We start from the raw sequence: 12,850 nt of genomic DNA, 5'->3' as shown, positions 1-12,850 counted from the left end.
GCCTGTCACCTCGCCCGCGCAGCTCCGCCAGAACCCGAGGGCGAACCCGGAAACCTGTGGACAGCAGCGGCTCCGCCCTCACCCGGGTCCCGCACCGCCGTGCGCTGCTGGCGTACGTCGGCGTCGATGTCGTTCGACACCTTCGCCATGGCTGCCTTCGCCGGAATCGGCGACCTGCCCGACACGATCATGGACCGGTCGGTCGTCATCCGCATGCGCCGCCGAGCCGAGAGCGAGAAGGTCAGCGCCTGGCGCTACGGCCGCGACGACCTGGCAGTACGCGAACTCCGTACGCGGCTGGCGGCCTGGCTGACCTCCGTACGTGAGAAGGCACTCGTCCTGGAGCCGAAGATGCCGGTCGATAACCGCGCAGCCGACACCTGGGCACCGCTGGTCAGCGTCGCCGACCTCGCTGACGGACACTGGCCCGTCCTGGCCCGTACCGCGTGCACGGCCATGACGGACTACGAGTCCGGGCGCGACGAGGACGGCGGCCTGAAGACCCGCGTCCTCGCCGACATCCGCCGCGCCTTCGCTTCCGAGGGGGACCAGCCGACGATCCGCACCGGCCGGCTGCTGGAGATCCTCAACCAGGACCAGGAAGCGCCCTGGGCCGAGCACAGCCCCAACGGGCTCACCCCGCGCGGCCTGCAGATCCTGCTCCAGGACTACGGCATCAAGTCGGCCAACCGCCGCTTCCCCGGTGGCAACCAGGCCAAGGGCTTCACACGCGCCCAGTTCACCGACGCCTGGACCCGCTATTGCCCGCCCGAGGCAGTCACCACCCTTTCGGCCGAGCCCGGCGCCTGACCCTCTTCGACTCGTCCCACTCGTCCCCGCGCAGGTCAGCGCGGGGACGAGTCACCGACCCGCAACGAGTCGACTCGACATCACCGCCCCACCTGTACCTGCGCTGACCAGCGACGGGACGGGTGGGACGACTCCGCACCGCTCACGGTTGCCCACACCGGCAGCCACACCCAGCCCTGGAGCTCTCCACCTTGCACTCCCCTGCTCCAAGCACCCCGGCAGCCATGCGCAGCATCCGCGTCGGCATCGCGCGATTCGCCTTCGGCGCCAAGAACGACGACCGCAAGCGGCGTGCCAATCTTGGCGACGCTCGCCGAGCACCCGCTCCCGCTGGGAGTCGTCGCGTAAACCGCACGGGAGGCATCGCCCTCGTCATCGGCCTGGTGGCCGTCGTCCTCATGGCCTTCCGAGTCTCGTGGAACGCACTGTCCGACGTGGCCCGCGCCATCAGCGCCGACTCCACCGCCGCCCTGCTCTACCCGATCGTGGTCGACGGGCTCATGGCCCTCGCGCTGACCGCCACGCTCGTGCTGACCGGTGCCGACCGGAAGTTCGCACTACGCGTCCTGGCGACCTACACGATCGCCAGCCTCCTACTGAACTACGTGCACGGTCTCGTACCGGCCCTGCACACCGACTCGATCCAGTGGGGCCGGCTGACCGACCTGGACTACGCGAACTGGGCCCTCGTCCTGCTGGCAACCTCACTCCCAGTCGGATCGATCTACTTCGGATCGGAGCTCGTGGCCAAGGTGCTGCACCACAAGCCGGAGGAGTCGGCCGACTCCTCCGAAATGGCCTCCGGCCAGTCGGCCGGCGAGCCGACCTCACAGTCGACGCCTGACCAGCCCGCATCGATTCCCGAGCAGCTGCCCGAGTCGACCCCCGCTAAGGTCACCGAGGCACCCATGACGGAGCTGGCCGAGGAATCCGAATCGTCCCCCGTCACCCGACCGCCCAGGTCGGTCACAGCAGCGGAGACGACCGGAGCCGCCACGCGCCGGGCGACCGTTCGGGGCCCCGCCCCCGCCAAGTCGACCACCGGCCCCACCGGCATCTCGGCCGAACTCCTGAGCCGGGCCCGACTCCTGACCGCCGACTGGCCCGACGGCCAGCTCACTGCCGTGCGGCTGCGTACCGAACTGCGGATCGGTCAGAAGCCCTCCCGACTCCTGCGCGACCAACTACAGGCCGACCACACCGGTCAAGTCCAACCCGTCACGGACAACGCCTTCGAGGCCGGATCGCTCGACGAAGCCGCCTCCCCCACGCGCACCGTCTGAACCCGCCCTTCAGCACACCCCGTGTCCCCGTGCTGCCGAGCGCTGGGACACGGAGCCTCGCACAGCCGAGTCCTCGGCATCATGACCCCACGGAGAAGCGACCCATGCACGACCCGCACCACGAACTCCCCACCACCCAGAAGGAGACGATCACCGGCCTCAACAGCGCAGCAAGTTGTCGGGTAAGGAGTCCTTACCCGACCTCCGCCCTGGGGAGGGCGGAGGTATCCGGCTCTGTGGGGGCGCCGGTGTCGGTCGGCCCGGGGGAGCCGACTCGGGGAGAAGCCACGCAGTCGTCCGCGCCGCGCCGCCGTCTTCGCGAACCCACGCAGCGCGAGAAGCGCGTCCACCCACGTTACAGCCACGACGAGTTCGCCCTCCTCGCGACGGCCGCTCACCTCAGCCGTATGTCGGTAGGTGGCTACGTCGCCGAGACCTCGCTCGCCGGCGCCCGCTCCGACGACCCCACCGCCGCGGTCGCCGACTACCGCGCCATGGTCAAAGCGCTGATGGCCGCCAATCGCCAGCTCGGCCTGATCGGCAACAACCTCAACCAGCTCACCTGGCACCTCCACAAGGACGGCGCCTGGCCCGCGCCGGACATCGTGGCGCGACTGCTGGACCGCATCGAGGCATCGGTCGAAGACGTGGACACGGCCGTCGCCCAGGGGATCTCGGGGCGGTGACCACGTGATACCGAAGATCATCCTCGGCAAGGGCGCCCGCGCCACACGCCGCCTCATCAGCTACCTCTACGGACTGGGCAGCGCCAACGAACACACCGACCCTCACCTGGTCGCTTCCTGGAACGGCTTCGCCCCCGACCCCGGCCGCAGCCCCCACCGCAACCCGAAGGATGTCGAGAACCAGCTCGCCACACAGCTCGACCAGCCCGTGAAGATGCTCGGCGACAAGGCGCCGGCGACCACGTTGTGGCACTGCCCCGTTCGCGCCGCACCTGAGGACCCGATCCTGACCGACACCCAGTGGGCGGACATCGCCCGCCGAATCGTGGCCGCCGCCAGCCTCGCCCCTGAAGGCGACGAGGAAGCCTGCCGCTGGGTCGCCGTCCGCCACGCCGACGACCGCATCCACATCGCCGCCACCCTCGTACGCCAGGACGGCCGCCGCCCCCGCCGCGACCACGACATCCGCGCCGTCCAGCGCGAAGCCCGCAAGATCGAGATCGACTTCGGCCTGCGCCGGCTCAAGCCCGGCGACGGCACCGCCGCCAAACGCCCCACCAGCAAGGAACACTTCGAGGCCAAACGGCAAGGCCGGGAGACCACGAGCCGCGAGATCTTGCGCACGCGGGTACGGCGGGCAGTGGCAGCCGCCTCCAGCGAGACGGAGTTCTTCGCCTTGCTCGAAGCCACCGGCATGAACGTACGGCCCAAGACCGGCCCGTCCGGAGACACCCTGGGCTACAGCGTCGCCCTGCCCGGCGACCTCAACAAACACGGCGAACCGGTCTGGTTCTCCGGCTCCACCCTCGCCGGTGACCTCTCCCTGCCCAAGATCCGCCACCGCCTCACCGCCACCAGCCCCGAACACGCTGCCGCCCGAGCAGCCGATCCATGGCACCAGGCAACCGCCGCGACCGAACGCATCCCCCACCACCTCACCCATGGCGGAGCCGAGACGGCCCAAGGCCAGATCGTCGCGCTCGGCGCGGCCCTCGACCTGCTACCGCTCACCGCACCTTCCCAGGCACGACGGGAACTCGAACGGGCAGCCGCCGTCTTCGAGCGCGCCACCCGCTCCCGTATCGCCGCCGACCTCGGCAGCACCCGCGCGCTCCGCAACAGCATCCAGACCATCCTGCTCACCCCCACCGCCACAGGCGACGGGGCCGCGCTAGCGATGCTGCTGGACGCCGTCCTCATCGCCGTGTCCTTCGCCCGGCACTGGCACCACACTCACCAGCACGCCCAACAGGAAGCAGCAGCCCACCAGGCCCTCGTCCACCTCCAAACCGCATACGCGCAGGTAGCCGTCCCGCTCCTGGACACCCTCGCTCGCCGCGTTCCCGGCCCCCAGACCACACACCGCTACGCCCGCCACCTCCAGGAAGCCGCTCCCAAGCACGCCGACCGCATCCTGAACGACCCCGCTTGGGACGCCCTCGCCGCCGTCCTCGCCGAAGCCGAGACAGCGGGCCACAACCCGGCCACACTCCTCGAACAAGCCCTCGGCCGACGCACCCTCGACGACGCCCGCAACCCCGCCCGCGCTCTGGCCTGGCGCATCCACCGTCTCGGCCAACGCCACACACCCAGCTCACGCGCCCAAGCGGCCATGGCCCGCAGCACCGTCCGACGTTCTACCGCTCCGATCCCGCCCCCGACAGGCAGCACGCCGACTGCCGCTCGGTCGTCCTCACACAGTCGCCGGCGTTGACCAGCGACCCAAGCGGCGATCACCTTCCGGGAAGATCGGCGACCTTGCCCTCCAACAGCTCCAGCGCCTCCCCCCACCGGAAGCGGTCCGCCCCACCGCCTGTCTTCGGCCTGTGCGGCTCGTACGACCCGATGAGAACGCCCATCTCCCGGAGCTGTTCCAGGCTCCGGCCGTATGCCGGGTGGGCGGCCATGGCCGTGTTCACATAAGGGAGGACGGCGGTCGGGATGCCCATCCCGTATGCCTCGCACAGGATGCCGAGGGCGAGGGTGTCGGCGATGCCGGCCGTCCATTTGTTGATCGTGTTGAAGGTGGCGGGCGCGACGGCGATGGCGTCGGCGGGCGGCAGCGGACGCGGGTCTCCGGGACTGCGCCAGGCCGAGCGGATCGGATAGCCCGTTTGCGTCTCGATCGCTTCTGCGTCGAGGAAGCCGAGTCCTTGGGGTGTGGCTACGACCCCGACGCCCCAGCCCTTGTCCTGTGCGGCGGTGATCAGCTTGTGGGCGTCGCCCGCGATGCCGGCTGCGCAGACGACGACGTACAGGAAGGGTGGTGTCGTCATGCTGGGGCTCCCAGTCGTCGGCTCAGTCGGTGGAGTTCGGGCAGCGTGCGTCGCCGGTCGCGGGCGGCCATGTCGACCACCAGGTCGCGAACCGCGGGGCGGCGTACGTCCTGGGCGGCGCAGGATTCGGCGATGCGGAGAGCTTGGTAGCCCTCCGCGAGGCGGCCCTGCTGGTTGTACGCGCGGGCCGCTTCGACCCACAGGGCCGCTCGGCGTTCTGGGACGGGGATGTGCCGCCGCATGAGGGGCGCTGCGGTATTCAGGGCGATGCCCGCGTCACCGAAGGCGACCGCGGCGCTTACGGCGTGAAGGGAGAGATTGGTGGGGCTGAAGTTCGCCCAGGCGTCGGGCTGGTCAAGCGCGACGTAGCGGGCGACGTTCCGGGCTTCGTCGAGGAATTCGCGTGTAGCTGCGCGGTCTCCGGCTGTGCTGGCGGCTGTGACGCCCCGGAGGAGGAGTAGCCCCACAGCGGCCAGGTAGCGAGGGGACCGCTGGTCGTATGCCCCGGCGAGCTGGCCCGCCGTGTGCCGGACGAGAGTGACTGCCTGGGTGGTGTGTTTTTCTCTGGTCAGGACGTGGGCGTGTACGCGGACGCTGGAGGCGAGGACGACAGGGTCGCCGGAGCGCTCGGCTTCGGAAAGGGCGCGGCCCACCGCGAGCCAGGCGTTGCCGTGGTCGCCCTGCTTGAGCAGCAGGCTGGTCGACGTCTGATACGCGGTGGCCAGGAGACCGGAGGCTTCGGTCCCGTTGCGGTGATCGGCTGCGGCCTCCCGCAGGTCGGTGAGCAAGTCGGGCAGGACGGCTTCCAGCTGTGCGTAGTCGCACATGGAGAACAGGCGCCGGGCGGCGGCGACGTGGGACTCCAGAGTGGCTGTGTCCGAGGCTCCTGCCTGAGCGGACGTGATCTGGGGGCCGGGGAGGAGGGCGCGGACGAGGTCGGCGTGGGCGGCCGTGGCAGGTGCGGTGTGGGCCGTGAAGGAGGCGATGCTCCCGGCGAGGAAGGTGCGGCGGCGCATGTCTTCTGTCTCGGGATCGTCGGTCGGTTCTGTGGGCGGGCCGGCAGTGCTGAGGCCGAGGAGGCTTAGGGGGATGCCGAGTTCGGCTGCGACTGCGCGTAAGACCCGGGTGTCTTCCGTACCCCGCCCGTTCTCAAGGCGGCTGAGCTTCGACTGGTGGTAGCCCAGGGCGGTGGCGACGTCGGTCTGCGAGCGGCCGGCGCGCTGGCGGGCGTGCTTGATCGCCTCGCCGATCTTCTCGGCTTCGGTCTTCACGTCTGCCACCCATGCCCTTCCGTCCTCACCGAGCATGCCCTCGTGTACGAGCGTAGGCGAGCGGTGCAGGGGCTTCATGCAGCTTCTGCATAAACGATGCGGTACGGGCACGAGGCATCGCGAACTGCGTTGTGGGCGCGGTTCCTTGGGGTGGTCGCAACCGACTCCTGGAGGCCGCTCGTGGAAGCGCACCAGCTCACCTTTACTCTCCCGCCGACACCGGTTGCCGTGCCCGTGGCACGACACCGGGTGCGGGAGGCCATAGCCGCATGGCCGACAGTGCTCGCGATGCCGGAAGCCGTCGACACGGTCGAGTTGGTGGTCAGCGAGCTCGTCACGAACGCAGTCCGTTATGCCGGTCACCAGCCGATCGGCGTCAGGGCTCAGCTCTCCGGCGGGGTTGTGCGGGTGGAGGTCAGCGACGCGAGCCGCGCTGCGCCGAAGCCGGCGCTGCCGGACACGGACAGCGAGGGCGGACGCGGCCTCTTCCTCGTCGGCGTCCTCGCGGACCGCTTCGATACGGCCCCGACGGACTCCGGCAAGTGCTGCTGGGCCGAGATCGACGCGGCGGTTCCACCTTCCGCCGGGGCTGTATCCGCCTCGGCCCCTCCTAAGCAGAGGAGTTGCACGTGAATACCTGTGCCCCCGCAGTCACGTCCGAAGTCATCGCGATCCGGCCCGGACGACCCCTCACCGGTTCCGTGAGGGTCGACGGTTCAAAGAATGCCGCGCTCCCGCTCGTCGCGGCTGCAGCCGCCCTCCTTCGACCCGTGCGCTTCGACAACGTGCCTGCCAGCTCCGACGTACGGACACTGCTCGACCTGCTACGGCAGGCGGGCTGGACCGCCGCTCACCCGGTCAGTGACGGCCCAACCACCCTTGTGCTCCCTGGCGAGACGACCCTGACGCCCGAAGATCTGGGTGAGGCCGCGTCCAGCATCCGTGCTTCGTACTACCTCGTCCCCGCCCTTATCGCCCGGTGCGGCCGGGCCCGGCTCCCCTGGCCCGGCGGGTGCCGGATCGGCGACCGTGGCATGGAACAGCACTTCAAGGTGTACGAAGCCTTCGGCGACCGGATCCGCGTGGATGATCGCGGGTACCTGGTCGAAGTCGGCAAGGCGGTCCGGGGCACGGTGTCGTTGGTCCTGCCGTTTCGCTCACGCGGGGCGACGATCGCCGCGATCCTGCGCGCCGTGGTCGCCGGTACCCCGCTTCGGCTCGGTCAGCCGAACCTCTCTCCGGAGGTCCTCGGCGTTGTGAACGCGCTGAAGGCCATCGGTTACGAGTGCCGTGCCGGTGAGCGCGTCCTCACCCTCGTAGCACCGTCCTCCGTTTCGCAGGACGTACCTGCCTGGAAAGTGCCCGGAGACAAGATCGAGGCCGGGACACTGGCCTGTGCCGTGGCGGCGACCGGCGGCACAGCCCGGGTCGAAGGTATCCACGGCTCCGACATAGCACCGCTGATCACGGCGCTGAACCGGGTGGGCATCCCTACCGCCTACGAAGCCGAGGCGCTCGTCGTGCAAGGTCAGGACATGCAGCCGACCGGTCGGCCGCTCCGGGCCATGGCCTCCCTCGCTCCCAACGGCCTCGACGCCGACTTCGAGCCACCACTCCTCGGCCTCGCCCTGGGATTCCCCGGCACGCACTTCTTCTCGGACCCGATCAACCCCGGCCGCCACAGCAACCTCATCCCTCAGCTCGTCCGCATGGGCGGAGTCATCACCGAACTGTCCACCACCGAATGCCGGTTCACCGGACCGCAGCGCCTGACGGGCGCCGGGGTGGAGGCGACCGACATCCGTACGGGTTCGGCGCTGATGATCGCCGGGCTCACCGCCCGAGGCGTCACCACGCTCGGCAGAGTCGACCAGATCCGCCGCGGCCACGCCGATCTGCCCGGCAAGCTCCTCGCACTCGGCGCCGACATCTGCGAGGTCACCCCATGACCGCCCCGAGACGCCTCCAGCGCATCATCGCCACCACCGATTTCCACTCGACGTTCGACGACGCCGCACCGATGCTCGCGCACCTGCACGCCGTGAGACACGACAGCCTCATCGTCGACTGCGGGGACTTCTTCGAGGGCACGGGTTACTACCAGCTCGGCCGGGGACGGATCGAGAGGGAGGTCCTCCTCCGTCTCTACGACGCCGTCGTTCCTGGCAATCACGGCTGGAGCCACCACCTCGAACCCGCCCTCCACGACATCAGCGTGTGCGCGAACGTCGTCGGCGACGACACCGGTGAGCCGCTCTTCCACCAAGTCCGCCTGGTGCGCATCGGCACCCGCCGTATCGCCCTCACGGGCGTCATCGGGCCGCAGGCGTTCAACGCCATCCCGCCCGACCAGCGCGCCGGCCACCGTGTCGTCGAGCCCGTGCGTGCACTGCGCGAGCTGATGCTGGCCCATCACCACAAGGCGGACTCCTGGGTGGTGCTGAGCCACTCCGGGTTCGACGAGGACCTCAAGCTGGCCGCCGCCTGCCCGTTCCTGGACGTCGTCTTCGCCGGACACTGCCACAGCGACCGTCCGAAGCCGGTGCCCGTCGGAGACACGCTCGTCCTCAAGGGACGCGAGCTGGCAGCGGGATACGCACTCGCGCGGCCCTTGCACTCCGGCTGGGCAGGTCGGCTGGCGGACTTCCCAGCAGCGGGCGGGCTTCCGGACGAGCTCACGCACGTACGAGAAGCCATCGACACTGTCCGCGAGGAGCTGCGCACACCGCTCGGGCCGATCCGGCATCCGCACGAGAACCGCCCTCTCGAACGTCGGGCCCTTCTCCAGGACCTCTCCAACCGCCTCCACAGCGGCCTGGGCGCCGAAGCCGTCGTACTCAACGAAACGGCCCTCCGCACAGTCCAGCTCGGGACCACGCTCACCACGGGAACGCTCCTGGCCATCGAGCCCTTCAACAACCAGCTCGTCCACGCCCGCGTGCCCGAGCCCTTCGCCACAGACCCGGCGGCCCTCCTCTCCCATCTCGCGGAGAGAGCCGGCCCGATCGTGTTCGCCCCCGAGCCCCTGCCCGACCGCGTGCCGACCGTACTCACCACCGGCTATCTGGCCGAGACGTACCTCGGAGGCCGTACCCAACAGGCCGGCATCCCCCTCAGCCAAGCCGTGCAGCACACGCTCACCGATGGAGGCTTGCGATGATCCTCACCGGCCCCGAGATCACCCAGGCCGCGACCGACGGCCGCATCCGCATCTCCCCGTTCGAACCGACGCAGGTCAACCCGAACAGCTACAACGTCCGTCCCGGCGGGACCCTGCTCACGTACGCCGCCGACACGCTGGACGCCCACCAGCCGAATCCCACCGTGCCGATCGAGATCGGGTCCGACGGCTACGAACTCCAACCCGGCCAGCTCTACCTCGGCCACACCATCGAAGAGGTCGGCTCCAACACGTTCGTGCCGCTGCTCTTCGGCCGGTCCTCGGTAGGCCGCCTCGGCCTGTTCGTGGAGATCACCGCCCCCATCGGCGACATCGGCTTCCACGGCCAGTGGACGCTCATGCTCTCCCCGATACGACCCCTGCGCGTGTACCCCGGCATGCGAATCGGCCAGATCATGTTCTTCGTGTCCGTCGGCCCGGTGGCGCTCTACTCGGGCAAGTACCAGTCCGCGGCCGGCCCCCAGCCCTCCGCGTACTGGCGCGACCTCGCCGCCTTACGGGCGGTGGCCTCGTGATCCTCACCGGCCCCGCCATCACCGCCGCCAGAGCCGCCGGCGAGATCACCATCGAGCCGTACGAGCCGCAGAGGGTGTCCCCCAATGCCTACGACTGGAGCCTCGGCGACACCCTGCGCTTCCACGACGGCTCCTTGGACGCAGCCAAGCCGACCGAGTTCCAGGAGGCGCCGATCCCCGCCACCGGCTACGTGCTGCGGCCCGAGGTCCTCTACCTGGGAACGACGTACGAGCGAACCGGCTCGGAGACGTACGCGCAGTTCCTCAACGGCAACCGGACGATCGGCGCGCTCGGCATCTGGGTCCACGTCTCCGCTCCCCTCGGACACCAGGGCCACGCCATCCGCTGGACCCTGGAGATCCGCGCCAGCCGACCGGTTTGGGTCTACCCACGCATGACCTTCGGAAAGCTGGTCTTCCTCCAGGCCCTGGGCGCTGCGGCCAGCTACCAGGACCACGGCCTCAAATACCGAAGCAGCCAGGGGATCGAAACGTCCCGCCTCTACGAGGAGGACCCGGGAGGCCCCGCGTGAACCCCACCATCATCACGGCCCTCGACCTGCCGTTCCCGAGCCCCGGCGGAAGCGTCGAGCTCTTCCTGGACCTGTACACCGGCAGCGATCCGCTCCTGCCCGCCCGAGCCTTCATGCTCGCGCCGGAGGGCAGGGGGCCGAGGCCGACAGCACCAGTAGGTCTGGGTCTGGTGGAGGCGCCGGGCAAGTGCCTGACTGGTTATGCCTTCCGGCGCTACGTTGCCACCCTCCAGCGGACGCTGGTCAGGGCGGTAGATCCAGCAGACGTCGGAATCCTGCATCTGCAACACCTCGCATTCGGGGCGACACCAGCGCTGGTCCGGGCCTTCCCTAAGCATCCCCGAATCGCATTGGTGCACGGCACCGATCTGATCTTCGCCGAAGCCCACCGCAAGCAGCTCCAGGTCCTGCGAGCGACCGCCCGCGCCGCAGACGCCATCGTCGTACCCACCAACGCGATGGCCGATCACCTTCTCAAGCTCGCCCCGGAGACCGACCGACGCAAAATCACCCGCATCCCGTGGGGAATCCCCGACCACCTCCTCACTCAGCCGCCGGCCCAGCCCGTACGCACGACCAGGGGCCACTTCCGCTTGTTGTACGCGGGTCGACTTACCGCTGAGAAGGGCGTAGAAGCGCTGATCCGGAGCGTGGCCACGCTCCAGGGCGTCGAACTGTCGATCGCCGCTCCCAGCTCTCAGTTCCGGGCGTTGGCACCGCAGCTACAGCAAGCGGGAGTGAGGGCCCGCTATCTCGGCTGGCTCCGCCGCCCCCAGCTGTGGAGAACGTTTGGCGAGCACGACCTACTCGTCATGCCCTCCACGACCCTGGAGGCCATGGGCCTGGTCGCCCTCGAAGCCCAAGCCTGCGGACTCCCCGTCCTGTACCAGCCGGTCCCCGGCCTCAGCGAAGCCCTCGGTGGCTCCGGTATGACCGCCGACTTCACTCGCCCCTCCGTGCTCAGCCGGGACCTGGATCGCTTTCGAATCGAACGTGGACTCCTCGCGGCCCTCAGGCAGGCCGGATACGCCAACGCTGCCCGCTACCCACTGTCGAAGACCGCCCGAGAACTGGCCAGCCTCGGCCGCCAGCTCACCTGAGACCAGCGGGCCGGGCAACGCACCCTGCATCCCAGCGGCACGCCGCTGCCCGTCCCGCACCACTCACGTCACTACGCTGGCCGCCGAGGTGCCCACACGAAGAGGGAGACCATGCCGTACAACACCGACCGGATCGAGAACCTGCTGAGCGAAGGCGTCCGCGACAAGGTCTATCCGGGCGCGGTGTGGGCTGTCGGCGACTCCGGCGGAGTCCAGGAGGCTGGTGCCGCCGGGGCTTTGAATCCCGATGAACCCGACGTGAGGATGCGGCCGGACACCGTCTTCGACGCGGCCAGCCTGACCAAGATCCTCGCGGTCTGGGCGTCCATCGGTGCGCTGTGGGAAGACAGCGTCCTCGACCTCCACGCCCCGCTCGGCACCTTCTGGGACGAGGCCGCAGGTCACCCCCTCGCCGCCGTAACAGCCCGCCAGCTCCTGACCCATACCGCCGGTCTGCCCCTGCGCGCCCAGCTGAAGAACCTCTACAGCAGCGATCCCATCGCCATTCGTCGCGGGGTTCTGCGCGAAGCCCTCAACCGGCCGCCCGGGGAAGCCGTCGAGTACACCGACCGGGCCGCCCTCATTCTCGGCTACCTCGCCGAACACCTCTCTGATCAACCGCTCGACCAGCTGGCCGAGAAAAGGACTTGGCGCCCACTCGGCATGAACTCCACCCGGTACGGGCCGCTGCCCGCCGACCTCGCGGCCAAGTGTGCTCCCACCGAACTCGACCAGGACACCGACACCCACCTCAAGGGCGTCGCCCACGACTTCTCCGCCCGGCTCCTCGGCGGCGTATGCGGTATCGCCGGCGTCTTCACTGTCCTCGACGACCTGGCCGTCTTCCTGCGCTACATGCTCGACCACACCACAGCCCCCGCCGAAGCCGGCTTCGGCGCGGAGTGGAGTGCCTACTCCCTCACCGTGCAGACCGGCGGCCTCCAACCGGTGCGCGGCCTGTTCTGGCACCCGGCGCCCGGCACCACGGACGAGCAGGACGTCTGGGTCCACTACGGCTTCACCGGCACCGGTATGTGGATCTCCCCCGCTCAGGACCGATGGGCGGTGCTGCTGACCAACAAGCTCTACTACACCCGCGACCGCCAACCACTGACCGACGTCCGCAACGCCTTCCGAGAGCTGGCGTTCGCCTGAGACGGCCCTGGCATGCTCCCTGTGGGAACGACGGATCCGC

At 69.6% G+C, this 12,850-nt stretch carries 12 protein-coding genes and 1 pseudogene; 11 read left to right on the top strand and 2 right to left on the bottom strand.

Features of this window, described 5'->3' with window-relative positions; genetic code table 11:
- Nucleotides 1-132 precede the first annotated feature (132 nt).
- From PZB75_RS16495 to PZB75_RS16480, 4 genes and pseudogenes are all read left to right on the top strand, one after another.
- Nucleotides 133-810: pseudogene (locus tag PZB75_RS16495) on the top strand (DUF3631 domain-containing protein); the annotation flags it as partial.
- Between the two features lie 224 nt (nt 811-1,034).
- Entirely contained in the window at nt 1,035-2,093 is a 1,059-nt protein-coding gene (locus tag PZB75_RS16490) for a DUF2637 domain-containing protein (protein ID WP_275536061.1), read from the top strand.
- Between the two features lie 407 nt (nt 2,094-2,500).
- Nucleotides 2,501-2,779 carry a plasmid mobilization relaxosome protein MobC gene (locus PZB75_RS32040; protein WP_343286243.1) on the top strand — a complete coding sequence of 93 codons (279 nt, stop codon included), beginning with the start codon at nt 2,501-2,503 and terminating at the stop codon, nt 2,777-2,779.
- A gap of 4 nt (nt 2,780-2,783) precedes the next feature.
- Entirely contained in the window at nt 2,784-4,493 is a 1,710-nt protein-coding gene (locus PZB75_RS16480) for a mobilization protein (RefSeq protein ID WP_275536060.1), read from the top strand.
- Nucleotides 4,494-4,512: 19 nt separating this feature from the next.
- On the opposite strand, the gene PZB75_RS16475 is transcribed toward PZB75_RS16480, so the two are convergent.
- Nucleotides 4,513-5,055 (bottom strand): flavoprotein, encoded by a 543-nt coding sequence (locus PZB75_RS16475; RefSeq protein ID WP_275536059.1) that lies wholly within the window; start codon nt 5,053-5,055, stop codon nt 4,513-4,515.
- Nucleotides 5,052-6,335 carry a helix-turn-helix transcriptional regulator gene (locus PZB75_RS16470; RefSeq protein WP_275536058.1) on the bottom strand — a complete coding sequence of 428 codons (1,284 nt, stop codon included), beginning with the start codon at nt 6,333-6,335 and terminating at the stop codon, nt 5,052-5,054. Before PZB75_RS16470 ends, PZB75_RS16475 begins: the two co-directional genes overlap by 4 nt.
- Before the next feature lie 87 nt (nt 6,336-6,422).
- Between PZB75_RS16470 and PZB75_RS16465 the strand changes: the two genes are divergently transcribed.
- The 7 genes from PZB75_RS16465 (at nt 6,423) to PZB75_RS16435 (ending at nt 12,810) form a co-directional block, all read left to right on the top strand.
- The gene (locus PZB75_RS16465) at nt 6,423-6,959 is read left to right on the top strand and encodes an ATP-binding protein (RefSeq protein ID WP_343286242.1); all 537 of its coding nucleotides are present in this window, start codon (nt 6,423-6,425) and stop codon (nt 6,957-6,959) included.
- A complete protein-coding gene (locus PZB75_RS16460) occupies nt 6,956-8,275 on the top strand; it encodes a UDP-N-acetylglucosamine 1-carboxyvinyltransferase (protein WP_275536057.1) in 1,320 nt (439 codons plus the stop codon). The genes PZB75_RS16465 and PZB75_RS16460 overlap by 4 nt, the downstream gene beginning before the upstream one ends.
- Nucleotides 8,272-9,486, top strand: coding sequence for a metallophosphoesterase (locus PZB75_RS16455; protein WP_275536056.1), 1,215 nt, complete (start codon nt 8,272-8,274; stop codon nt 9,484-9,486). Before PZB75_RS16460 ends, PZB75_RS16455 begins: the two co-directional genes overlap by 4 nt.
- Complete coding sequence (locus PZB75_RS16450; protein WP_275536055.1) at nt 9,483-10,022, top strand: dCTP deaminase; 540 nt, start codon at nt 9,483-9,485, stop codon at nt 10,020-10,022. The genes PZB75_RS16455 and PZB75_RS16450 overlap by 4 nt, the downstream gene beginning before the upstream one ends.
- Nucleotides 10,019-10,555, top strand: a complete 537-nt coding sequence (locus tag PZB75_RS16445) for a deoxycytidine triphosphate deaminase (RefSeq protein WP_275536054.1) — start codon at nt 10,019-10,021, stop codon at nt 10,553-10,555. The genes PZB75_RS16450 and PZB75_RS16445 overlap by 4 nt, the downstream gene beginning before the upstream one ends.
- Nucleotides 10,552-11,655 (top strand): glycosyltransferase family 4 protein, encoded by a 1,104-nt coding sequence (locus PZB75_RS16440; protein WP_275536053.1) that lies wholly within the window; start codon nt 10,552-10,554, stop codon nt 11,653-11,655. Before PZB75_RS16445 ends, PZB75_RS16440 begins: the two co-directional genes overlap by 4 nt.
- A gap of 111 nt (nt 11,656-11,766) precedes the next feature.
- Nucleotides 11,767-12,810, top strand: a complete 1,044-nt coding sequence (locus PZB75_RS16435; RefSeq protein WP_275536052.1) for a serine hydrolase domain-containing protein — start codon at nt 11,767-11,769, stop codon at nt 12,808-12,810.
- The last annotated feature ends 40 nt before the right edge of the window (nt 12,811-12,850 follow it).

The sequence above is a fragment of the Streptomyces sp. AM 4-1-1 genome, assembly GCF_029167625.1.
GTDB lineage: Bacteria > Actinomycetota > Actinomycetes > Streptomycetales > Streptomycetaceae > Streptomyces.
Note: the sequence above shows the minus strand (reverse complement) of the source record. Positions and strands in the feature narration are given on the sequence as shown.

Excerpts from the sequence above, each read along its gene's own strand:
- PZB75_RS16475 (WP_275536059.1), bottom strand. The coding sequence starts at position 5,055 with ATGACGACACCACCCTTCCTGTACGTCGTCGTCTGCGCAGCCGGCATC.
- PZB75_RS16465 (WP_343286242.1), top strand. The coding sequence starts at position 6,423 with ATGCGGTACGGGCACGAGGCATCGCGAACTGCGTTGTGGGCGCGGTTC.
- PZB75_RS32040 (WP_343286243.1), top strand. The coding sequence starts at position 2,501 with ATGTCGGTAGGTGGCTACGTCGCCGAGACCTCGCTCGCCGGCGCCCGC.
- PZB75_RS16455 (WP_275536056.1), top strand. The coding sequence starts at position 8,272 with ATGACCGCCCCGAGACGCCTCCAGCGCATCATCGCCACCACCGATTTC.
- PZB75_RS16435 (WP_275536052.1), top strand. The coding sequence starts at position 11,767 with ATGCCGTACAACACCGACCGGATCGAGAACCTGCTGAGCGAAGGCGTC.
- PZB75_RS16490 (WP_275536061.1), top strand. The coding sequence starts at position 1,035 with ATGCGCAGCATCCGCGTCGGCATCGCGCGATTCGCCTTCGGCGCCAAG.
- PZB75_RS16450 (WP_275536055.1), top strand. The coding sequence starts at position 9,483 with ATGATCCTCACCGGCCCCGAGATCACCCAGGCCGCGACCGACGGCCGC.